14 protein-coding genes and 1 pseudogene are annotated in these 23,413 nt (G+C 66.7%); 1 reads left to right on the top strand and 14 read right to left on the bottom strand.

Going from position 1 to position 23,413, the window contains the following annotated elements; genetic code table 11:
- Positions 1–224: 224 nt before the first annotated feature.
- Positions 225–403 (bottom strand): annotated as a pseudogene (locus ABNQ38_RS14805) (IS630 family transposase); the annotation flags it as partial.
- A gap of 105 nt (positions 404–508) precedes the next feature.
- On the opposite strand from ABNQ38_RS14805, the gene ABNQ38_RS14800 reads away from it, so the two are divergent.
- The gene (locus ABNQ38_RS14800; protein WP_377807939.1) at positions 509–1,465 is read left to right on the top strand and encodes a hypothetical protein; all 957 of its coding nucleotides are present in this window, start codon (positions 509–511) and stop codon (positions 1,463–1,465) included.
- Here ABNQ38_RS14800 and ABNQ38_RS14795 read toward each other — a convergent pair.
- The 13 genes from ABNQ38_RS14795 to ABNQ38_RS14735 form a co-directional block, all read right to left on the bottom strand.
- Positions 1,419–1,835: a hypothetical protein gene (locus ABNQ38_RS14795; RefSeq protein ID WP_377807938.1), complete on the bottom strand. Its 417-nt coding sequence runs from the start codon at positions 1,833–1,835 to the stop codon at positions 1,419–1,421. The two genes, ABNQ38_RS14800 and ABNQ38_RS14795, sit on opposite strands and share 47 nt — an antisense overlap.
- A 668-nt stretch (positions 1,836–2,503) precedes the next feature.
- Entirely contained in the window at positions 2,504–5,152 is a 2,649-nt protein-coding gene (locus ABNQ38_RS14790; RefSeq protein WP_377807937.1) for a DEAD/DEAH box helicase, read from the bottom strand.
- Complete coding sequence (locus ABNQ38_RS14785) at positions 5,149–7,077, bottom strand: hypothetical protein (RefSeq protein WP_377807936.1); 1,929 nt, start codon at positions 7,075–7,077, stop codon at positions 5,149–5,151. The genes ABNQ38_RS14790 and ABNQ38_RS14785 overlap by 4 nt, the downstream gene beginning before the upstream one ends.
- Entirely contained in the window at positions 7,070–8,326 is a 1,257-nt protein-coding gene (locus tag ABNQ38_RS14780) for a hypothetical protein (RefSeq protein ID WP_377807935.1), read from the bottom strand. The genes ABNQ38_RS14785 and ABNQ38_RS14780 overlap by 8 nt, the downstream gene beginning before the upstream one ends.
- A gap of 488 nt (positions 8,327–8,814) precedes the next feature.
- Positions 8,815–9,783 (bottom strand): hypothetical protein, encoded by a 969-nt coding sequence (locus ABNQ38_RS14775; protein WP_377807934.1) that lies wholly within the window; start codon positions 9,781–9,783, stop codon positions 8,815–8,817.
- Entirely contained in the window at positions 9,776–10,525 is a 750-nt protein-coding gene (locus tag ABNQ38_RS14770; protein WP_377807932.1) for a hypothetical protein, read from the bottom strand. The genes ABNQ38_RS14775 and ABNQ38_RS14770 overlap by 8 nt, the downstream gene beginning before the upstream one ends.
- Before the next feature lie 12 nt (positions 10,526–10,537).
- On the bottom strand, positions 10,538–11,026 hold the full coding sequence (locus ABNQ38_RS14765) for a hypothetical protein (RefSeq protein WP_377807931.1): 489 nt from the start codon (positions 11,024–11,026) through the stop codon (positions 10,538–10,540).
- A 1,338-nt stretch (positions 11,027–12,364) separates the two neighbouring features.
- Positions 12,365–15,931 (bottom strand): AAA family ATPase, encoded by a 3,567-nt coding sequence (locus tag ABNQ38_RS14760; RefSeq protein WP_377807930.1) that lies wholly within the window; start codon positions 15,929–15,931, stop codon positions 12,365–12,367.
- A gap of 9 nt (positions 15,932–15,940) precedes the next feature.
- Positions 15,941–17,185, bottom strand: a complete 1,245-nt coding sequence (locus ABNQ38_RS14755) for an exonuclease SbcCD subunit D (protein ID WP_377807929.1) — start codon at positions 17,183–17,185, stop codon at positions 15,941–15,943.
- Positions 17,186–17,728: 543 nt separating this feature from the next.
- Positions 17,729–18,082 (bottom strand): transposase, encoded by a 354-nt coding sequence (locus ABNQ38_RS14750; RefSeq protein ID WP_377807928.1) that lies wholly within the window; start codon positions 18,080–18,082, stop codon positions 17,729–17,731.
- Positions 18,083–18,258: 176 nt separating this feature from the next.
- Positions 18,259–18,504 carry a transposase gene (locus ABNQ38_RS14745; protein WP_377807927.1) on the bottom strand — a complete coding sequence of 82 codons (246 nt, stop codon included), beginning with the start codon at positions 18,502–18,504 and terminating at the stop codon, positions 18,259–18,261.
- Between the two features lie 123 nt (positions 18,505–18,627).
- Positions 18,628–18,861 carry a hypothetical protein gene (locus tag ABNQ38_RS14740; protein WP_377807925.1) on the bottom strand — a complete coding sequence of 78 codons (234 nt, stop codon included), beginning with the start codon at positions 18,859–18,861 and terminating at the stop codon, positions 18,628–18,630.
- 166 nt (positions 18,862–19,027) lie between these two features.
- Positions 19,028–23,290, bottom strand: a complete 4,263-nt coding sequence (locus ABNQ38_RS14735; protein WP_377807924.1) for an AAA domain-containing protein — start codon at positions 23,288–23,290, stop codon at positions 19,028–19,030.
- Between the last annotated feature and the right edge of the window lie 123 nt (positions 23,291–23,413).

Below are 23,413 nucleotides of genomic sequence, written 5' to 3'. Positions count from 1 at the left end.
TATACCATAGCCCCTCATACAGATTATGGATATTTTTAGCCAGCGCATCGGCGTTTTAGTAAACGTGAATTTAACTTTCCACAGCTTGAAAGACGCAAAAGCAACGTCATCCCCCAAAATGCGCTGTGATGCCAGCGGCTTTGACGTGTGCCTCCGTAACGGAGAGATTCCCATTTTGGTGGTCAGCGTGATTCGCTACTGCACTGACTCATCCGGAAGGTGCAGGGCTCCGAGCAGGTCAGCGCCAGAACCTGGCGACTGTCGCCGTGGGCAGCGGGGCATTGCCGGGTTTACGCGTCTTGACGCGCAACAGTCCGTCCACGCCCTGTTCGGCGTAACGCGCGTGCCAGCGCCATATTGCCGGACGGCCTATGTGCAGCTTCGGACGTCTTTGTGCAACTTCGCCTGTCGAATTGCACATTCGCACCGGGTAATCTGCAGGTAGCGGTTTGACATCCCGGCCATCCTTCACGTGCGCCTTGGAGCGCAGACCACGAGGAGATGGACAATGATGACTGAGACCACGACGCCCGCCACGACTAAGGCTGCCGCCATGCTGAAGATCCCCGTGAACGACATCCGCGTGACGCCCATCCCAGGCGCGCTGTCCAAGCAGTACGAGCGGCTCGTCTTTCACGCGCAGTTGCGGACGCATGGCAGGAAGCCCAGCCGCGGCAAGGATTACCCGACACGGCGCGACCTGATGAAGATGATCGGGCAGGAGTCCTCGTCCGCGTGGGGGCACATTGATTCGGCTCGGAACAAGATCAGCTTGCACGGCGCGCACAAGCTGGCATGCAAGCTGTGCTGCCCCGTGAGGGACATCGTGATCATCAACGAAGCGGCCAAGCCGCTGTTAAAGCGGCTGGAGTCTGACGCCAGAGAGGAGTACCAGAGCAGGCAGGACCTGGGGTGGCGCACAAAGATGTGCGCCTGGAAGCTGCCGCTGACCCTGCCACCCTCCTGGGAGGCCCTAACCGAGTCCCTCGCGACGCCGGACGTACGGTTGAAGCTCGAGGAGCCACGGGCCGAGGAGGCCACGCTCGAGATGGCGGACCTCATCGACGACATGGAGGGCCGCCTGCGTCTCGCGGGCGAGTTGCACGCCGACGGGAAGACATTTCGCGCTGCCAAGGTCCTCGAGGAGTGGTCGGCGGATCTCAAGGTCGAGGACAAGGGCGTGAGGAGGCTGCACCTACTCTGGGGCCGGTACGTCGAGCGGTACGAGATCGGACCGCCGGTCGACGAGGAGTTCGAGGAGCCGTTCCGCAGCGTAGCTCTCCGCAGGGTGCTGGTCGTCAAGCTGTCGCGGCGGGAGGAAGAGAAGGACTTCACCCTAGACCGCTCGGGTGAGGCCCGGTACCGTTCAGCGGTCGAGGAGCTCTTTGATGGTGACTTCGACACCGGGCTGATGGACTTCATCGCGTGGTGCGGCGGGCGCGACTTCCGCGAGGAGATTCGCTGAGATAATGGAGGCGGGGCTGGCGGCCCTTTCCTTCAGATTCTACGAACAGCGCCGATAATGGCCATCCGGGCGTCGCCCCAGCGGTGATCCGCTGGCGATGCATCAGGTGCGCCGCCGGGGTGGCCTCGAGCGCCGCGCGGTCCATCGGCAGCGAGCCGTCACGCATCCCGGCAACGAACGCCTCGAAGACGGCGGCCGTGTCCGGGGACGGCTCCCTGTTCTGCCAGCCGCGAACCTGCTCGACGCGGATACCCCGCTCGGCGTCCGCCGCGTTGCCGAGGACGATCTCGGCGGTCGCCAGCGGGTCGCCGCCTGCATCGCATAAGGAGACGACGTGACCCGCCGTGGTCCATCCGCTCGCCTTCGGCACGGAGGGCCTCCAGCGTAGCCAGCGGAACGACGGTCAGCCCGTCCGCGTCGTCCACGCATCGCAGAGTGGCGCCCAGAGTTAGGCAGCGGGCTGTGGCGCTCGAAGAGCCGCTACGCACCCAGCCGTCGAACTCGTACCAGCGGGTCTGCGAATCAGCCAGACCACTCACATCGCTGTCAGCACGGCGTACGCGGGCAGCTCGACGGCCAGGGGCGCGCCGATGTCGGCGACGAGCAAGGAAGCCGCTGCGACGGTGAATGACGCCGCCAGCCACTTCTACGACCAGTGCGCGAGCAGCTTGTCGATCGTCTCGTCCCCTCCCGGCGCCGCGCGACGATGGTGCGGCCGTCCTGCTCGACGTGGATAACGCGGGCGTCGCCATCTCCGGCGATCCGCTCCAGGTGGCAGCGGTCCCGCTCGCTAGCCCCCAAGGCGTCGATGCGTCCGACGGAGGCCGTCCAAGCGGTGGCGCAAGGGCTGTTGGGGGATCGGCCGTTGCCAGCGCCAGAGGCGCCGCGCCGGTGGTGGTAGCGGCCGCCCAGGTCGCTGAAGGCCGCAGCCAAGTAGGTTGCAAGCTTCTCTGAAGCCACCATAAGCTCAGGTTGGGTGATACTGCATTGCGCGGCGATCCCGTGCGGGAACCTTGCTATTTCATCCGGAACCCCGCATCAGTGTTTGGTGAAGTCGGGGGCTGCATCCGCCAAGCGCTGCCTCCAGCGAGAGGGCACACGGTCGAGGACCCGTTCGTCCAACAGAGCGCCGAAGAGTTGCGCGTTCATAGCCTTGCGCCGCTGCTCCAGGCGATCGTGCTGGTACTGATCGTAGGTGCCCTGGAACACCAGGGACTCGACATGGAGGTAGGGAAACTTCGCGAGCTTGCCCCTCTTCCAGACGTCGGCGAGGCGTTCCCACCGGCTGCCGATCCGGTCGACGCGGCCAATCTGCTGTTCCATCACCGCCGGGTTCCACTCCGGATGGAACAGCAGGACCACCCGACAGGCTTCATGCAGGTTCAGCCCCTCGCGTCCGACCATGCTCTGGGCGATCAGCACGCGGGGATAGCTGTAGGTGCGGTTGAAGGCCGTCTGCACCATCCGGCGCCGGGACTGGGCCATCTCGCCGTCCATCAGGCGGCAGAGCTGGCTGTGCTGGCCGGCCTCCTCCCCCCCGACGACGAGGTCGACGAAGGTGTCCGGGCAGAGCGTGCCGGCGCTCCGGTTCAAGTCGCCGTCGTCGTCGTCCTTCCGCCGCGCCGCGGCCTCCTCCGCTTCCTGGCGCGGTGCATGGGGATCGAGCGAGCCGCGCAGATAGCCGATCCACACCTCGCGCGCCACGTCGCGGATGATGGGGGCTCGCGTGGACTTGGGAACCCTGGAAGCCGTCAGCAGGTGGTCGAGCACATCCGTGCGGAGCTGGCGTAGGACAAGGCCCACTTGCTTCCGATTCAGCTGTTTTACCAGCGAGGCGCCCGGAAGGGTCGACAGGAACTCCTCCTGAACGGTACGCGCCAGGGAATCGCGCAGATCGCCGTAGGTCTTGTGGGCCACATCCGCCATGTCGAGCAGCGCTTCGTCCGACAGCTCCCGTCCGGCCAGTGTGCCGGTCAGGGTCTTCTTCTCCTCCTCCTTCTTCGTTTCGTCCTCCCGGCGCAGCTCCGCGTAGGCGGCAAGCAGCGCGCCGAGCCGTAGGTCGTGGTGGACCAGGACCGGCTGCCCGCGGTCGAGACAGCGCACGACGTGGCGGGCGTTCACCATCGTCTGCAAGGCCTTCATTGGCGCCGTGAAGCGCCCGAAGACCAGGACCTTCTCCGGCGTGCCGGCGCACTCGGTGCCGAGCCAGTGCTCGATGCGCGCCAGCGCCGCGCGGACGCGGGGATGCCGCCACAAAGGATTGTCCCCGGCGTGGGCCGGGGTGGTGACCGCCTGCTGCGCCACATGCCGCCAGTACTGCGCGCGATAGGATTTGGCGGCGTCGGCGTCGGCTTGGGCCGGCGGCTTGGGCGGCGCATCCACCTCGACGTCGAAGCAGGGTAGGCCGCTGGGATAGCGGCTGTCAATGCGGCGGGACGAGGTTCCGTCGCCCGCCCCACGCGATGCCGCGCCCGCAGCCTCCAACGCCACGGCCGCATGGCGCCACTCCTCGGTCAGGCTTTCGAGGAGAATGGGCTCGACGCTGTACTGGCGATGTGGGTGGGCTCCCGTGGCGTCCAGCCGCGCGTCGCGCATCTTCTTCAGCAGCGCCAACATGTCCGGTTCCCGGATGCGGCGGCGGCGGCACACGATGCCGCGCAGAGCTTCGGTGAAGCGCGCCGACGCGGTCTCCAACCGCTCCAGCCGCTCGGGCACGTCCGGCGCCTCCGACGCCTGCCGGAGCGCCTTGCCGAAGCCGGCGATGGCCTCGCCGATGCCCGCGCTGGCGGTGTGGTGGCGGGGAAACCCCACGCGCTCCAACAGGTCGTGCCACTGGTCCACGTTCAGCTCTACCGGGGTGGCCGTCAGCGCGAGGCTGCGGCTCGCCTTCGACCGCACTAGGATGTCCTGGAGCAGCCGGCCCAGCAGCTTATAGGGTTGCTTGGCGTCGTCCCGGCTCTTGTGCGCTTCGTCGATGACCAGCAGGTCTACGGGGCCGATCAGCGATCCCATGAGTTTCCCGAGCAGCGGGCGGCCCGCCTCGCCCCGGATCTTTTCGGGAAGCCGGCGATGCTCTTCGTGCCAAGGCCGCAGGTCCGGCAAATCTCGCAGCATGTCCTCGACATCCTGGGAAAGCCATCTCGCCAGATGTTCGGCCGCCGCCCACTCCTCCTCCCGATCGGCGCAGCCCGCCTGCCAGCCCGTGGCACCGAACCAACGCTCTCCCAGGCACCAGCGGACCATCCACGGCAGGCGGTGCCGGGTCGGGCTGTTGGCGCGGATGACCGGGACGCGGAACTGATGCGAGATCAGCGCCAAGCGGTTCCGGGTCAGGATCGGGAAACTGCCGCCGAACAGGTCCTCGAAGCGGCGCAGGTGCCGTACGTCGCGGCGCGGGTTCATGGTGATGAACCGCTCGAACTCCGCCTCCCATTGATAGATCAGCCCCGGCGGCACGACGACCGCGGTCCGGCCGCCGCACTCCATCACGGCCGCCATGACCTCACAGGCGATGCGGGTCTTGCCCAGGCCGACCTCGTCCGCCACCAGCACGCCGTGATGGGGCAGGCGCTCGGCGATGAACTCCAGGCTGCGGCGCTGCGACCGCCTCAGCGATGGGTTGCGGGAACGCGTCCGCAGGGCTTCGGCGACGGCGGTCCACAAGAGGGATCGGTTGCGAGCGGTCACGGCATGGCCTCTTCCGGTGATAGCGCGTGGTGGATGCGGCCGAGCGGTGGCAGGCCGGTCAAGCCCCACGCCGCCCGCACCTCGTCGAGCATGGTCGCGTAAGCCTCGCGCGTCTCGTCGTCCGGCCAGACGGGCGGGGCGAAGCCGGGCTCCGCGAGGCAGTCGAGGAAATCGACCCGCAAGGTCTGCCACGCCTCCACATCCTGCCGCAGCAAGCCCTCCCGCAGGTTCCAGTGCAGATGCCGCACCCAGCCGGCCAGCGCCTCGGGGGGGATCCGGTTGTTGCGGTCGGCGATGCTTTCCACGAGCGTCATGGCCCGATAGACCGGCAGTCCGTCACGGCAGTCCGCTCCGTCCGCTCCCCTGCCAAGTGGGGTGGGCGCCGGCTCCGGCAAGTCGTCGTCGGGCGCGTCGTCCGGCCCGTCATCGTCCGGCGCGGCCGGGTACATCAGGAGCCGGTCCAACGCGTCGGAGAAGGGCAGGGGAGCGGCCGGGACGCGGCAATAGCTGCCGTCGGACTCCAGCACCGGCACCACCGCTTCCCCGCCCGCCCAGCGTATGGTCAGCACGGCCGGCATCGTGCCCGCCCATGGCAGGACCGGCGCGCCGGCGGCGAGCGGGACGGCGCCCCCGTCGGCGGCGATGACCAACACCGGCACCGGCGCTACTCCGTCCGCCCACTGCACGGTCAACAACGCGTCGCGGTGCACGAACCCGAGCACCGGCGGAGGCGGCAGCGGCGGTCCCTCGAAATCCTCCTGATCGTCGTCCTCGTCGGCTTTGAGGGGGCCGTCCAGCACCGTGCCGAGTGGCAGGTGGTGCTGGAGATCCGCCAGAGGCAGGCGCGGCACCGGCAGCAGCACAGCAGCCTCGATGTTGCCCCCTTTCCCGGGCGGGAGGATCATCCCCCGCCGGCTGAGATTCCCGGAACCCAGCAACAGCCATCCGTCGCTCAGCGTTCGCCCCCAGCGACGCCCGAGGAAGACGAACTTCGCGTGCAGGCTGGTGCGCTCATGCCCGCCGGGATCGGCCGGGCTGCGGACGATCCAACCGCTCGCGCGCGGCCCGCCTTCAGCGATCCAGCCGCGCAGGACACCGCAGGTGCCGGGATTGAGGACCACCTGCCTGTCCTCTCGGCGCAACTCGACGATGGCCTTGGCATTCTTGAGCCCGTCCACGAGGATCCGCAGCACCTGCGGTTCCTCGTCCCCGCTGCCGGTTCCGCTCTCGAAGAAGCCGGAGCCACAGACGAGCATGTTGCATCCGCCGGCCTGCCGCTCGCGCAGCTTGGCGGTAAATCCTTCGATCAGCGGCTGGTCGATGGAGGAAAGAAACCGTGTCGGCGCGGTTGGGCGCCCGGCCATCTCGCCGGCCCGTGCCAGCAGGGCGTCCGCAGGGGCGGAGCCGCTTGCCGGCCGGATCTCCAGGTAATTTCCGCGCAGCGTGCGGAAGAACCGGGCGACCGCCTGGAGATCGGCCCGGTCCGCCTCATCCGCCTCGGCGCCGACATCGATGCTCCACACCAGATCGAGCAGACGGTTCGCCGAATCCTCGGTCCAGTTGCCAGTCGAGACAACCAGGCGGAAACACTCCGTCCGGTCGCCGCGCCCGAACCCGAGCAGCGCGACCTTGGCGTGCATGGAATGGCAGGGCTTCGGCCAGTCGACCACAGCCCGTGCCGGCGCATGGTAAAGGCCGGCGGCCTGGTGCGGCGGTATCCGCGGCGCGCGCGGATCCAGGAACAGCTGCAATGCCAAGCGCCCCCGGCGCCGGCGCGTGGATTCCGTATCGCCGGTGAACGCCTGCAGCACCTGTTCTAGGAAGCGGGGCGTGGCGGAGTAGCCGCAAAGCAGGCCGAAGGTTCCGGTCATCCGCTCCGGCGGCGTGAACAGGTCCAACAGGTTGGGACGGGGGGTTTCAGTCATGGGCGGTCGCCTCCCTCACCAGGGTGGTGAACTGGTGCAGTCGCCACGGCCGCAGGGCTCCACCCCCAGTGTCGTCCGCATCCTCGTCCTCCAAGGCCGTCCGATCCGGATCGGCGGGACCAAACCCTGTGCGAAAGGCCGGTCCGCCGGTGATCTTCCGGTCGAAGGCAAGGAGGATGCGGCTGTCGCAGCGCACGAGCCCCAGCAGACGATCGGCCGGAGCAAGCGTTCCAAGCTCAGCGAACCGCCGATCGTCGCCATGCGCCTCGCCGTTCCGCCGGAAGGCGTCCAGCAGACGGCCGGACGCCGCGGCGAAGGCGTCGAGCGCCGCGGCAATCTCCGCGTTCGCCGCCAGCGCGTCGGCGGACACCGCGGCGTGCCGGTCGACCAGAGCCGTCGCGGTGGCTGACAGGGCGCGCACCGCCTCGTCGCGGGTCTCCTCGAAGAGAATGGCGGTGCGGATGTCACGGGCGTGGCGCCGGCCGTTCTCGTCCCTGGCCTCCAGCGCCTCGCATACCGCCTGGACGTCAACATCGCCGCCGGTCCGAAGCAGAAGATCCATCAGATGGCGGCGGCGCTGTTCAGGGTCCGACAGCTCGGAGCAGCTGCGCAAGCGTTCGGCAACGATCCCGCGTTCGGTAAGCGACGCGTCTCCCGGCCCTAGCAGCCGGCAGAGCTTCCTCATATCCGTGTCTTCGTCGATGGCGGCCTCACCGGCCAGCCAGGGCTCCAGCCAATGACGCAGGTGTCGCCCGTAGCGCTGGGTAAGAAAAGCGTTCGCCAGCGCCTCGCCCGACGGCGTGAGCGTCATCGTGGCGAAGCGGCCCGAGCCTTCGGTGAAACCGAGCCCATGCAGGGGCAACGCCCGCGTCGTGGCCTGACGGTAGGTCTGCACCACGTAGTTCGATCGCTGCGCTAGATCCCGGTAGGTCCAGCGCCGGGACCCGGTTTCGCTTCCGAAGCGCCGCCGCCCCTTGTAGCGCGGCGCGTCCTCGGCATCGCCCGTGACGACGAAGTGCAGCTTGCAGGCCAGCGCCTCGATGGCGTTGGCGTGGTCCTTGGCGCGGCCATGATCGATCCCCGCGAGTTGCAACCCGGCAACTGCCCAGCTGAGCTGGCGCACGAAGAGGACACCGCCCACCCCGGGGACCACACGTTCCTGGTGCCAGCGCATGGCGGCCCGCAGTCCCAGGCTGAGATCCATCCGCGTCGATGGCAGCACGGTAGGGGAGGGGACAAACCAATCCATACCGATCCTTTCTTCACGTGACCGGGTCAGCGTTGCACTGCGGCGCTGGGGAGCGTGGCGTTCGTAGGCTGCCAATCCCAAAAGCTTTCCCAGGGTTGTCCGGCATGTTGCTGATTCTACCGGGGTCGGGCGGCGCAAGGAAGTGTTCAATGATGTACGCTGGAGGTAATCTGCACCTCTTGGCTGTGAGGGCTGTTGCAGCGTTCCCGACCGAACGGGAATCGGGCATGACCTGATCCGTTTCTGCGGCTGAGATAGCGCCACGTCTGCAAAACCGCCGACGGTGGGCAGTCAAGCGGGGCGCGGGGCGTCCACCGAGGGCGAGACCGAGATGATAGACGATATCGTCGAGCCGCGCCGTTCGGCGGGCCCATGGTTTCAGAACATCCGGATCGAAGCCCTCAGCGAAAATCCGTCGACGACAGGTTGGGACATCGCAATGGAAGCGCCGCGCCTGAAGGTGCAGGGAAGCCCTGCGGATCACGCGGTCACAGGGTTGTTGCCGCGGGTGGCCAGTGCCGGTGCAGCCGCCACACCCTGGGGCAGATGCCCATCCGGCGGAGCAGCGGCGCGCCCAGGATGTTGATCATCCTGGCGATGACGGCCGGGGACAGTTCGAATGCCTGATTCTCGGCACGGCGGGCATCGCACAGGCGCGCGCCCGGCTGCTCGAGGATGTCGTTGCAGACCCCCTTGCCAAGGAACACCTCCCGGCCGTCGAGGACTAGCCGGCGCGGCACGCGGCAGCGAGGGCTCAGGACGATGCCGTTCGCCCAGGCGCTCAGCGCCAGCGCGGCGAACAGCCGCGGCCGGCGGGTGGACTGGATCGGCTTGCGGCGGATGTCGGTGGCAGCGCGGGCGAAGCATCGCCGCGGCCGCTTGGTGTGGTCGATGGGGATGGAATCCATGCTCATGCCGGGCAACTCGCGGAACCAATGCGCCCAGATCGCGTGGAACGGCCCCCTCAGCGTGTCGCCGCGCCGCGCCAGCGTCTCGGCCGAGAAGGCCGGCGGCCCGTCGCCACCCTCGCGCAGATTGCACAAGATCCCTTCAGGATCCCGGTCCCGGCGGCCGTAGCAGCGGATCAGGAACTGCTCCCGGCGCTTCGCCTCGATCTTGGACGCGCTGACGAAGTCGATCTCGTACAGGATCTCGCCACCCTGCCGTTCGATGCGGCGAATCTCCCGCAGGAGCATCCCGTTGCACGATGTCGCACGGTTGCGGTGATCAAGCGGCCGGTCGTCGGTGCCGGAGTAGCCGGCGTAGATTGGTACCCCGTCCGGGGCGCACAGTACATAGACGTAGTGGCAGGCGCCCGCCCGCGCGCACTCCATGCGGTGCATGGTGCGCAGCCACGGCTGGAAAACGTGTTCAGGACGCGCGGCGGTCCTGATGCGCGGAGGGTCCTCGGTCCAGATGCGTAGCCCTTCGAGGTTGGCTGCCGTGGGGTCAGGCATCGCGGCGTTTCACATCGGTCCGGTGCCTGGCCTGCTGTGCCAGGAAGTCGTCGACGACGCGCTTGGCGTCGGCCAGCCGCTGGTCCTTCGTCAGGCTGCGCTGGCCGTTGTGGTAGCCGTACACGACGTCGATCACCTCCGTGTCACCGCCCCTGGGCAACCGGAACGTTTTGCCCTGGATGTCGTAGCCAAGGGTCTCCAGGACGGCGTCGATGCCTTTCCACAAGCCGATGACGTGGCTCGGTCGAAGGTGTAGGAGTTGGTAGGCCGTGTAGGTTTCCCAGCAGCGCTGCGTTACGGCTTCGCCAACGGTGTCGAACGGATCGGCGCTGGCGGACGTGGTCTTGCACTTCACCACGTTGATGTACGCGATCTCCTCGATGTCGAATCCGAGGGTCTGGCGGTGCGAGGCGCTGACCACCTGCTTCCACTCGAGCATCGACGTGGGCAGGAACTTCATTAGGGCGTGGAAGGCCGCGGCGTCCGGTTCCTCACCCACCTGCCGCATCAACCGTTCCATGAGCGTGTCGTTCGCCGTCTGGGCGCCGTTGGACCCGTTGCCTGGGTTGGCGCCGACGATCACCAAGCCGGCGTAGCGCGGGCCGATGTAGTCCGGGCTGGGCGGCCGCTCAGGGATCATGGTGCCGCAGTCGCGCAGGCAGGTGTCCCGGTGTGCACAGGTGGCGACGCAGCGCACGGCGGCGTGGAACTCGGCCGTGATGGCCGGCAGGTCGGGCTCCACGGTGTCTGCTCCTCAAATCGTGGTCGGCGTGTGTGTCGACACCCAGTTTGCGACATACGCGTTCCTCCAGGGAATCACGCAGAACGGGGTGTCCTCTCCGACGCGCGTCTCCACCCAGGCGAACTGCTCCTCTCCGGCGTAGAGCGCCAGCACTGGGCGCTCTGGTGCTGGATTGGCACCGCTCTTGGTTCCCGTGCCGGTGCCGTAGCACAGGTGGATCTCGCCGGCGTCGCCGAGAGCCGTGCGATGATGTTTGCACAGGTCGTCGAGGACCGCGGCGACGCCGCGCGCCACTTTGGCGTCGGCTGGCGCCGTCGTGGACAGGGCGCCAGCCTTTGTCCGCAGCATGCCGGCGGTGCTGGCCAGGATGTCGGTCAACACCGAGACCTTGGTGCCGTAAATGAGGCGCATATCCCTGTCTTGGGTGAGCAGCCACGTGATGCCGCGGTTCACGGCATCAAGATCCTCGCCGTCGGACTTGCTGACGATGTACTTGGTCATGCTGCGTTTCTCCGATGCCACGCGAGTAGGCGACTATAAGGGTGTTGCGCCCGTATGGCGAGAGTGCGGTGACGCCACCACCGGAAGTGGAGTGGGGCGGATCGCCGCTGTGGTCCATGCTCACGCAGGCACCGCCAGTGCCGCCTCCCTTTGCCGTCTCGAAGGTCGACTGGCCACCAGTAATGGACCGGCTCGGCCGGGAGGATTGTGCGCCGCGCCGCACGCATCAAATCGGCGCTCCATGCACCTGAGTGGCCCATGTACGCCGCCCAGGCCGACGCCAGCGCGTCCCATTGGTCCGAGGTGTTGATGGGGGCACCCTCCGGGTGGCCGAGCGCGTCCAACAGCCATCGGCAGATGTCCTGCTCGGGCTCCCACGTTTCTGCCTCCGGGTAGGTCGCCTTGCGGAGCGCGAAGTGCAGGGCCTTGGGATGGGTCTCGGTGATCGGCATGGCGGGCCAGCGCTCGCGCAGGCGGATGGCGGCCGCCATGCCCTGGAACAGCATGGATCCCCGCAGGCTGTTGGCCGACTGAACGGATGGAGTCCTGCACTGCCACTCCTGGAACGCCCGCCCATGCCGTTCGGCGATGTGTAGGCCCGGCAAGGTCGGGGTTCCTCATTGGCGTGAAGACCCTCGATCCTAACCGCGTTCACCGCTCCCGCCAGCAGCGTCCTTTCCAAGCGGAAGGACGCCGATGCCGCCGTCGTGTCTTCGGCCGGGCTACGCCCGTCCTCCGTCACGACGGCGGCATTCCATTCTCATCCTGATTGACGCCGGTCTCACCGTGATTGTCGCGCCATACCCGACGTAGATCCGGCTCGAACCCATGGGGACCTCCGTAATCGAGATGGCCGCGGTGCCGGCCATTGCTGCCGTGTGGTGCTCGGAGCGACGGTGCCAAGGCACCCGTCGCCCGTCAATGTGCGGCTGGTCGGCCATGGCAGGTTTCCGTCGCCGGCTGTCGGGCACTCCGGCGACGGCTTCAACGGCGGGGCCGCATCGGTCAGCCGGCGAAGCCCCGCGGGGCGGACACTCCTGGACGAGTTCAACCAGCGCCTGGACGCGTTCGAGCACCCGCTCGACCGCGGCGGCCCGCGTGTCCCGCGACAGGTCGAGTCCGGCGGCGGCGAGGGCGCTCAGGTCGTCGTAGCCGTCGGCGAACGGCTTGTTTGTGTGTACGCCCAGCCGCATAGGGCTACGCTCCGCCGGAGTGGGTCAAGGCCCTGAAGGTGGAGCTCGGAAGCATTCCGGCCTGGTGGGGGTGATAGCCCGCGGCGCCGATCGCGCGACTTCGCGCGCGATCGGCCGGAACGAGAGACGCCCGACTGGGAACGGGCTACGCCGGCTCCAGGGCCACCCGCTCGCCCGCGAGGGAATGGACCTTCACGTTATGAGGGGCCAGGGCGCTCACCGCAGAATCCACGACATATTGGTGGTGGGTGAAGAGGATCACCTGGGTCTTCTTGCCGAGTTCGGCCAGCGCCCGGATGCCCGGGATCGTCCGTTCCTCGTCGCTCGTGATGAAGAGGTCGTCGGCGATGAAGGGGAGGGGCTCGGCCGTCTCGACGTACCGCTCGATCGCAGCGATCCTCAGGGCGAGGTACAGCTGATCCAGAGTGCCGTCACTCATGCCAGAGAGCTGCAGCTGGCTGCCATCGCGACGGTAGGCGACTAAGGAGGGGCGGGCCTCGTCGGCGTAGTCCACCGACAGGCGCGTGATTGGGTTGTCCGATGTCCCGGCCATCGCCGCGAAGATCGCACTGGCCCTGGTCACGAGCGGATCCTGGTTCGCGGCGCGGTAGCGCTCGATCGCTGCCGTCAGGATCACCGACGCCGCGCGCAGCCGCATCCACCGCTCAGTCAGAGCCCCCATTTCGGCTGCGGCATCGTTCATTGTCTGCACGGCGTCGCCGATGCCCTGCTGCTCCAGGAGCCGCTTCACCTCGTTCCGGGCATGGGCCAGCGCCTGGGCGACGGCTTCGAGCTCCTCCTGCAGCCGGCGCGAGTCGGCCTCGAGCTTGAGGGTCTTCGCCGCGGCGCCGTCGGCGTCGGTGGCGTCGGCTTCCTCTCGGAGCTCTTCTTCGCCCAGGCCGCCACCCTGGCTGGAGAGGTCTGCGAGGACCGCCTCCAATTCCTTGCTCTTCTGACGGCGGTCCGCGGCACGGCGGGACAGCGCGACCACGTCATCGTCCGCGGTCAACCCATACCTCAGACGCAGTCCGGCAACGTTCTCCGCAGCGTCCTCAAGGTCCAACAGCGCTTTGGCATGGGCGGCTTCGGCATCCGCCAGGCGGCGTTGGGCGTCGGCACGCCGGGCTGTCAGGCTGCCAGCGTCGCGGAGCCGCTCCTGGAGGATGGGGACGATTGTCGTCACGTCGGCCTCGGGATCGAGGTCGGCCGCCCCATCCCCGAGGTCCTTGATCAGGTTGCGGACCGCTTCCCGGTAGCTGCCGACGGCGTCCTGCAGTTGGTCGCGGCGCTTACGCGTCTGCGCCAGGTCGGCCTCGAGGACCTCAATGTCCCGCCAGACGTCCAGGGCCCCCTCCGCTTCGGCCACGGATGCTGTCGCGGCCAAGCCGATCTGGGACATGGTCTCGGACCACGCCGTCTGCCATTCGGCCATCTTCGCCTCGGCGTCCCAATGCGCCTTCCGCCGGGCCTGTTCGCCGCGGGCGCAGTCGGTCGCGGCCTTGCGAAGAGCGATGAGGACCGTCCAATCGTCCTTGGCTCGGGTGCAGGCGGCCTTCACCCGAGCCAGTAGGAGATCGGTGGTGGAGGCATTCGGGTCGGCGACCCCGAATTGCTCCGCCAAGGAGATCAGGAGATCGCGCGCGTCCTTCTCCTCCTGCGTGCGGGTATCGAGGGCGCTCGCCGCTTTGACCAGCGCCTGGCGGAGCCTGAGCACCGCGTCCTTCTGGGCCAGCCAGCCGCGCATCTCGGTCGGGGTCCCGAATTCGATGCGGGTCGACGCCCAGAGCTCCTCCCAGCGGCGGCGCGTGTCCTCATGGCGCCTTGCGATTTCGTCGAGGTCCCGGTCGTCCACCTCAATATCGGAGCGGGTCTTCGACAGCTGCGCCGTCAGGCTGGCGTACCGCTGGACCCGGGCAGCTTCGCGCTCCTTGCTGTCGACGAGGTGGTCGGCGGTCTGGACGGCGGCTTCGTAAGCCGTGGCGATGTCCCCATCGGAAGAGAACCCCGCGAGTTCCGAGTCGTCGATGGGGACATTGTCCACATGGCGGCGACGGATCAGGCGCCAACCGCTGTCGCGGTGGGTCCGGGCCGCTGCGATCGCGGTGGCTGTCGGGATCTCGCCGGCCGCCTTGAGAGTTTCCAGTTCCGCGGCGAGGCGTCGGGCCTCTTCCTCGTGCTCCTTGCGGCTGGACAGGGCGTCCCTGCGCTCCGTTTCAAGCGCGTCGAATTCCCGCTCGAAGCGGAGCACGACCCCGTCGGAGGGGAGCGCAAGGGCCGCGAGCTCATTCGCGCTGAGGGCTCCGCGCCCGAGGCTCGCCATCTGGTCGGAAAGCGCTTGCTGCGCGATGGCGACTTCCGCCCTCGCTTCCGAGACGCGTCTCGCTGAATCCGCGAGACCGTGGCGGCCGTCGAGCGTCGCCACCGCGACCGATGGGTCGGCCGGGGTAGCGGCGGCTGAGAGATCGGCTTCCGCGGCCTCGCGCCGCTCGATGGCGGACTTCAGCTCGGCAAGCGTGGACTGCGACGCGGTGTCCAGCCGCGTGTGCTCGGTGATGAGCGTCCGGACCTTTGAGGTCGCGGCGGCCGTTGGCATCAGCTGGACAACTTGGTCGGGGTTCTCGTGCGCGAGTCCCAGGCGGCGCAGGAGATCGGCCATCCGCTTGCGTCCTTCCATGAGTTCGCGCTGCCTGTTGGGAAGCGACCGCTCGTGCGAGCGGTATTCGCCAAGGGCGGTGATCAGGCCCTCGATCGCGGCCTTGTGCAGAGGCCAGACGCCGGCGTCGCCCAACTCCTCCAGGCTTTCGCGCGTGGCATTGAGGTCGTCCTGGCGGGCTTCGCACCTCTCCCGCGCGCTGCGCTCCTCCTCGACCGCGTCGCGCCAGGTGTCCTCGAAGCCATCCGGCAGGTCCGCGCCGCCCTCGAGTACCTGGAGAGCGTCTCGGAGTTCCGAAATGCGGCGGAGCAGCGGGAGGACGCGTCTGATCCGCTCGACGGCGTTGCGCTCGGAGGCGATGCGCGCGAGCTGGTCGACGATGGCCTGGCGCTGCTCCTCCGTTTCCCGCAGCTTGCGGGTCGCGGCGGTCCACGCTTCCGGCTTCATCGCGTCCGATCGGATCCGGCCCAGTGCATCCGTGAAGCGCTCGTGCGCGAACCAATAGGGCTTCCCGCCGGCCTTCCTGCCGCCAGGCGACCCGAGGCCATCGGCATCTTTGGCCAGCGCCTGGACGACATCGGCCAATCCGGTGGTTCCGCTTCCTGCTTCGAACAAGCTGCGCCCGATGTCGCCGTCGGCTTCCAACATGGCCTTGCCGCCGCGGCGGAGGCGCTCGTGGTTCAGTCCGAACAGCCGCTCGTATTTGTCGCGATCAACGCCGCCGAGGAACCGGGACAGAGCGCTGTCCGGGAATTCCCCAGACTCGTCCGGCTTGATGAGGGTGTTGCCCTTGCCCTTGCGGCGCTTGAAGGAGAGGCTCTGGCCCGCCGCGTTCACCAGCGTGGCTCCGATCCGGAGGGTGGGGCTCTCGTGCCGGAAGTTGTACGGCGTGATGTGGCCGAAGCCAAACAGCAGGTCGCAGATCGCGGACAGCGCCGTCGACTTGCCCGCTTCGTTCGGGCCGTGCACGATATGGACAAGGACGTCTTTGCCGGTGAAGTCCAGAGACAGGCCGGCGAACCGGCCGTACTTTTCGAGGCTGAGAGTCTGGAATTGCATCGTGGCCCCTCAGCGCGCGTCGAACAGATAGTGGCGCAGGGTGGCCCCGGCGCCTTCGAGAACGGCAGCCAGCTGGTCGTCGTCAAATTCGGCGAGGCCGGCGAGCTCCCGGGCCTTGGGCGGCATCCTGTCGAGGCCGCTCCGGAACTCCGCGGCGAGCGCCGCCGTCAGGGCCGGGTCGGCCTCAAGCTCCTGGATCGTGCGGAAGAGCTCCGCGAAAGCATCGGCCGACGCGGCGGCCGGGGCATTTGGTTCCGCCGTGCCGATGACGACCTTCTCCAGCCAGATGTCCCCGCCGCACTGATCCAACAGGCTGGTGCACTCCGCATGCATCTGCGCGATGTTGCCGGCGATCCGACGATGCGCCGCCGTCTTCCCTTCGATGGTCAGCCGGACGGCGAGCGTCCGCCCGTCCGCCTCATCGAGCGCGCGCGTCAGCTGCTCGCGGATACGGTCGAGGACGGTTTCGAGGTCGGCGCAATCGTTGACATCGGCGCGGACCTGGGCCCAGCGCACGACGTCGATCGGCACGTGCTCCACCGATGCGATCGATTGGGCGTCCGCCGTGATGAGGGTGAAGCCCTTGTTTCCCACTTCGTTCGCGTGGCGGCCCTGGAGGTTGCCGGGGAAGACGATCCAAGGATCCTCGCTGAGGACCGTCCGCTTATGAACGTGGCCCAGGGCCCAGTAATCGTAGCCCTTGCCGGCGAGATCTTGGACGGAACAGGGCGCATAGGGCGTGTGGCCGTAGCCTCCGTCGGCCGCGGTGTGCAGCATACCGATGTTGAGCAGTCCGGCAACCGGTTCCGGGTAAGCGTGCGCTAGGTTGTCGGTGACATCGCGCTTGGGGAAGCTTTGGCCGTGCACGGCGACCCCTAAGTCCTCAAGGATGTAGGTCTCGGGCTTGCGGTGTTCGAAGATCCTGACGTTCCTGGGGCAGGTCAAGGATCGCGTCATGAGGTTCTCCGCATCGTGGTTGCCCTTGATGATCATGACGCGGATGCCGGCCCGCTCGAGCCGGGCCATCTCGGCGGCGAAAAAGAGACCGGTTGAGAAGTCCTTCCAATCGCCGTCGTAGAGGTCGCCCGCGATCAGGACCAGGTCGACAGCCTCGCGGATGGCATAGTCAATCATCGCCGTGAAGGCGCGGCGCGTGGCGCCGACGAGATCGTTCGCCCTGTCTCCGGCCTTCGCTGCCAAGCCGGCAAGCGGGCTGTCGAGGTGAATGTCGGCGGTGTGGATGATCCTCAGCATGGGGCGCGACCTCCGGAAAGCGCCCGATCCTCGCAAAACGAGGGTGAGTAGACAAGAGCCCGCACAACGACAAGACGATATGACGCCGCGGGACATGCCTTATCGGGGAAGGCCATATTACTTCGACATTTTGCGGCACTCCCGGGCCGAGCCCTCCGTCCGGCCGGCGCGGCCGGACTGCGGCGGCGGCGAGGAGGTCACCCGTCGTCGCCTCGCCATCCGGGCCAGAGCGCCCGGATGGTGCCGGCAAACTGCGGATCTGCCTGTCGAGAGCGCCGCCTCGACGAAGCTGATCGCGACGATCTAGTGACAGTGCGGGGGGAGAATCTGGCGGTCCGGCATCGTCTCGATGTCGAGGTAGAGCAGGACGCGGATCGAAAAGATCAAGAAGGCCACCCGCGCCGCGATCGCCGCGCAGCCGGAACGCGACGCGGACGGATTTCGGGCGTCCGGACCTCCACGGCGACCGAGATTTTCGTGGCCTGCACCTTATCACTGTGGAAGCGCAGCGGTTCGCCCACTAACCCGCTTGAAGCGCCCGATCTAGGCCTCCACCAATGCTCGCAAATTGTATCCACTGTCGCGTTGCCAGCTTAACCGCCTGGTTTCGGCGGTGTCGCTGAACCCGGCGTCGACGCGCGGCGGCACGATCACTCCAGCTTTCGGGTAGCGCGCCGTCATGTCGGCGTAGATGCTGTTCCGGTCGTAGGCTCCGTCGCCCAGCAACGCGGTGACCGGGTCGGCCACCTGATCCAGCAGAGGGCCGGCCTGCGCGGCGTCATCGACGCCCCTGTCAGTCAGGGTCGCGGCGACAATCCGGCCGGTCACCGCATCCATGCCAATGTGCAGTTTCCGCAAGGGTCGCCGCTTCTTCGTGCCGTGTTTTTGATCACTCATTCGCCGGGTCCGCACAACGTCCATCCGGTGCTGTTCACCAGCAGACGGATTGCACCGCCGCTGGCCTGTGGCGCCGGCTAGGTGACGGTCCGTGCGCGCCGGCCGAGCGTGGCGTGGTCGGGCACCGGCAGATCCCGGCCGAGCAGCTGCAGGATCGGACCGAGCAGCCCCTCGCTCTAGCGCAGGGCCAACCGGAACACCGCACGAAGCATCAGCGCCGTCGTGATCGCAAGATCCGAGTAGCACGGCTGCCCGCCCGGCGTGGTCCGTGGTGCCGCCTTCCACGCCGCGATCGCCGCGTCCGTGAACCAGACGGTCGGGCTGCCGCGTTGCCGCAACGCCGCATCGTACCCGGCTGAATTGATCACGCGCTGCTTAGGTCGCGGAATATGGCGTCGGGCAGCATTAGCCTTGTGCGGCATCGGGAAACGATCGGGTAGCGGAACAGCAGCCCCTCCCTATCGCTGCCGGGCGCCTCGATGCAGAGCGCGACGAGGTCGAGGCACGCCAGCGCATCGGCGAGGTTGGTGCACGCGGGGTCGCGGTCAAGACTGGTGACGAGCGCCCACACCTAGGCCGTCGGCATCCTCCGGCTGCGCGGCGATCGCGGCGCGGGTGGCCTCCTTGGTCTCCTCGATCCGCGTCCAGCCACAGTTGACGTCGTCGAACCATCCCTCCGGTCGCGCTCCGAGGAACGAGCCGAACGGGTCGTCGAGGCTGCGGGTGTCGCGAAGCAGCGACAGCCGCGGAACGCCAGGATCGCTGGCGGTCAGCAGCAACGTCCCCAGGCGTGAGGACGGCGTCCCGCTCGGGTCCGAGCGCCGAGGCCAAGCCGTGCAAGAGCAACGCGGCTCATCGAGCTGGAGGTTCGTATCGAGGAGCGCGTCGTCGTAGCCAGCCCCGACGTCAGATGACGGCCGGGGCTGGTCGCTCTTGTTCAACCGGCTAGGCTTGGCGGAGCAACGGGTCCGAATCCACACTCATCTCTTCACCCACATTTGGAAGACGGACCTGCAGTGCGTCCACCGCGATACTGCGCGCTGTTCCGTCCTCATCACTGACGGTTACGTGGAATGGCGAACCCTCCAGCTGCCTGTCCGCGTACCGACGCAGATGCTTCCATATCCGCATCACCTCGAACGCTTCGGGAGTCGACGGCGTGTAGCTGAGGAGATCCTTGGAAGCGATGACGATGAGGCGCTTCTTCGACCGCGACATCGCAACATTGGAGCGCCGCAGATCGATCATGAAATCCTCGAAGCGCGTCAAGGCTGCTGCCGCCCCCGTTGCCGAATAGATGACTGTCGGCCGCTCGGCTCCCTGCATGGAATCCACAGTTCCGACACGCGCTTCCCCGAACTTTGCTTCCAATGCATCCTCTTGCACCCTGAATGGTGCGAGAATGACCGTCTGATCAAGCATCGCATCGGAGCCATTCTGGAACAGCGCGTCGATAATGGCGATCTCGATCGGATTGACTTTGTAATCGCCCGACCAGCGCACCGCGTCGTAGGTCAACAGGCACACACCCTCCCAGTCCACGGTGCCGCTCAGCAGTTCGGTTGCACTGGTGGGATGCGGCGCATGGCCCCGAGAACGTCCATGGAGCCGCACCCCATCGGCTTGGTAAATGGAAGCGATCAGACGCCAAGCGTCTTCCTGAAGGCGAAACGTGTAAGACAGCGGTTCTGGGCGGACATGATTGCCCACGAAATCATAGAAGCTGCCGTATGGCCGGTGAAGGCGTACAAGGTAGCGAAGGTCGGCGTCGCCGACGCCTTTCTCCACAGGGCCCAATTGCCGGTGATCACCGACCGCGAGCACCTGCCCGCGCTTGTGGTCGAGCAGGGGAAGCGCGAGGAGGGCATCCTGAAGCTTCGTCTGACTCGCCTCGTCGAAGACCATGTAGCGGAAGGGCTTCTCAACGATGGGGGCGTCTGCAGCCAGATTGGGCAGTTGCGCCGTGACACACCCGACGATGCGTATGGCGGCCCTGGCTCGGATTTCCGACCATGCATCCGGCTGCTCGTCGTAGCTTTCCGCCTGAACATGTCCCTGAACAGCGGCGATACGGGAATCGACAATCGAAAGGCGGCCTTCCGGCCCGGCGAGGGGCGCGTCGAGCAACTTATGGTCCGGCTTGATGGACCACCGGTCGATGCGGATGGCCGCTGCGGCTCGCCCTGTCGCTTCCCTATCACCGGTCAGCGGTGACGTCATCCGCCAAGCGCCTGCCAGCAGCGGGGCGACCATCGCACAACGGCGGAGAACGTTCGAAACCGACTGGTGGGAAACGCCGGTCACGAAAACTGCGGGGAGATCGTCCGGGGTACGTTCAACTTGGATTAACGCCCAGACGAGTATGGCCAAGGCGGCGAATTCTGTCTTCCCTGTTCCCGGCGGCCCCTGCACGAGGCCGAGGCGGCGGGGCAGCATTTCGATCACAACGCGCTGCGCGGCAGCCGCAGCGGTCTGTTCGTACGTTGGTTCTCCAGACCCCCCGGAGCGGTCCGGGTCGTACCCTTCGACGACTATTGTAATGGCCGCTTCAAGTGTCGCCAGGCTCTGGCCGACGGCATCGGCATCTCGGGTGCGTTCCAGCGCAGTCCGGAATGCAAGGAACTCGTTGTTGCACGCTTCACGTAGATGGGCGTAAGCCTTGAACGTCGTTTCAAGACGGTGCCGCTCCACGTCGGTCAGCTCGACGTCCTTCGGCGGCGCGTCGGATTTCCACCAGTCGAGCGCGCCCAACGTTGTGTCGAAGCCAGCGTCCGCGAGCTTCGCCAGCGCAGCCCGGACGCGCGGGTCGACCGGCTCGAAATCCTTGATGACGACGAGTCGCTTCACTTCCTGTCCATCGGTACGAAAAAGGGGCGTTCCCGGCTCAGCGCCCCGCCAAGCATGCTCCCGGCTTGGCACGCCGTTCGCCTGTGGCGACTGGCGCGGGATTGCCTTCGCCACGGCCCAACTGCCCAATCGCAGCTCTTCGATCTTCAGGTCTGTCAGTTCGATGCCTTCGTCGACAATGTCCTCGGACGACAAAATGTCCTGGTTGGGCGTGACCGGAACAGCCCGGAGGTCGGTGCGCAGTTTCAGCTCAGAGAGCTTTTGGGTGGCCTTCTTGCCAAGCGCCTTGAGCTGCGCCGCCTGAATTTCGTCCGTTCCGCCGACATCTCCAAGCGCAACCAGGGCCTCCGCGTCGACGTCGGCTTCCAGCCGAAGCCGTTCGTCGCCCCTTTTGTAGTTCGCCCATACCGGGTTGGTCAGTTCGATCGCCGTTCCCGAACTGATGAGTTCCTCGATGCTGTTGAAGTGCTTCGCATACCATGCGCGACGCACGTTGTCCTGCGAGCCTTCCAAGTACTGTCGCGCCGCTTCGACCAGGGGCCGTGCGGCATCCGTAAGTGGGGTCCGCACGGGGTTCGTCCGGTGCACGGGAACCGCGGGCATGGTATTGGTGCTGTGGAACTTCATCAGGGCGGCTTCAACTGCTGCGAGCGCGTCGAACCAGATCTTGATGAACGCCTTGCGGAAAGCCTCCTCCTCCTGTATGCGCTCGACCATCGTCGGTTCAAGGCGATCGAAGAAGTGCGGGTGCTGGCGCAGTCGCTGTCGCACGGCGTCCACGTCCAGCGAATGGTCCGCTTCGTCAACTCCCAAGCAGCACGCCAGAACCGGCCATTCCGCCAGCCAAGCAGAATCGGCACGGCCGGGCCAGTTCAGGAACGAAGCCTCGAGAAGCGAGACGCCGATGCTCGCTACGTTCGTTCTTTGCTGAACGTATGTCCTCAAATAAGTGACTCGCGGAAGGCGGGTGCCCAGATAGCCTTCCAACGCATCCCGCTCAGTCAGACCGGCGGCCAGCATGAGGAGCGGATCGTTGGACTGACCTTGCGCACACGCATGAAGCCGATCGACGAGAAAGGTGAAGTCATCCTCGGACCAGAAATACGCATGAAAGCATACATTGCCCGTTTGCGTATCCGGCGTCAGCGCCTCTTCCAGACATTGGGCTATCGTGATCAGCGCCTGCCGCTCCGACGCGTCATCCCAGAAGCCGCCCCAGGACCTGTCCAGAACAGTTTGCGCCGGCTCGCCGCGCGGCTCGACCAGCACGCGAACCCCCAGCGCGGCGATCCGCCGCCGTTGGGCGTCGGGCACGACCCGCAAGAACACCTTTCTCAACGGCTCTTCTCCAGCCGAGGGAAGGCGGCCACTTCCCCGGGGGAGTACTTCGTCGCGCCGCCGTTCACCATCGGCAGCTGAAGTGTAATAAGCGCTGCGCAGGCGATACAGCCGCTCGAGCTGTGCCTTGTTTCGGCGAAGGCCACGGCGAAAGGCGGCCTTGACCTTGGCGCTATCTACTACTGCTTCGGCGTGGGGTGCACCCTCCTGCACCAGGGCGTCGCGTTCGGCGGGCGGCAAACCAAGGACAGCCCAATCCAGCCAGCCGGTGATCGCTTCCTTGAAGCATGGCTCGATGTAGGGGCAGAACTCGCATCTTTCGGCAAAATGCGGCGCTGGCCGCTCCTTCTCGACCAGTTCGATCTGCTGGCCGATGATCGACTTGGCGTCGGCAAGCCCGACCTCCAGATCCAGTTCTGACAGGCTCGCTTCGAATACGCTCTCGTCCGTTACCTGATCGGTGTCCGCATCGCGTACCACGATGTTTGCCCGGACCTGCGCCCTGTCCGAAAGCTCATCCCGCACAAGCTTGACGTACAGTGCAGTCTGCAGCAACGCCGCGCTCCATACCCGGCCGGAGCTCTTGCACTCGAACACCGTGAGGCGGATGTGGCCTGCATCTTCGTCGGGTTCAGCCGTCAGCACATCGATAAGGCCGGAAACCTCAACGGTCTTCGAACCGACCACGAAGCGTCCGCGGGCAGGACATTGTGTCGTATAACATGGTCGCCCTGATTCCATGGCGCTTGCGATCAGTTCATGGGGTCCGTAGCAGTCCTTCTTGTCGAAGTGCCTCTCTTCGAGAAGATCTGTGAGCATGGTCTCGGTTTCCCGGCCCCGGCGCTCGGCATGAGTTTCCCCTTCGGCATCCACCTGATTGCCGCTGCCCGGTCCGGGCTGTTCAGCTGCTGTGAAGTGCAGAAAGCGCTCGCAATGCCCCAAAGACACATAGGCCCCGATTTTCGAAGGCTGAACGATCATCACAATCCCACGTATTGCCGCAATTTCGTTGTCTGACGGCATGGCCGTTATCATTTTGGGTTGAGTTCTGCAAAGGAATTTCGGTACGGTCGATGCCCCCCTACGACACCAAGGCTACGAGGAGGACCGGCACTACGTGGCATTGGAGCGCAAATTGGGAGTTTG

This window comes from Azospirillum sp. A29, from assembly GCF_042604625.1.
Classification (GTDB): Bacteria; Pseudomonadota; Alphaproteobacteria; order Azospirillales; family Azospirillaceae; genus Azospirillum; species Azospirillum palustre.
The sequence above is the reverse complement of the archived record's forward strand: the minus strand, read 5'-3'. Positions and strand labels throughout refer to the sequence as shown.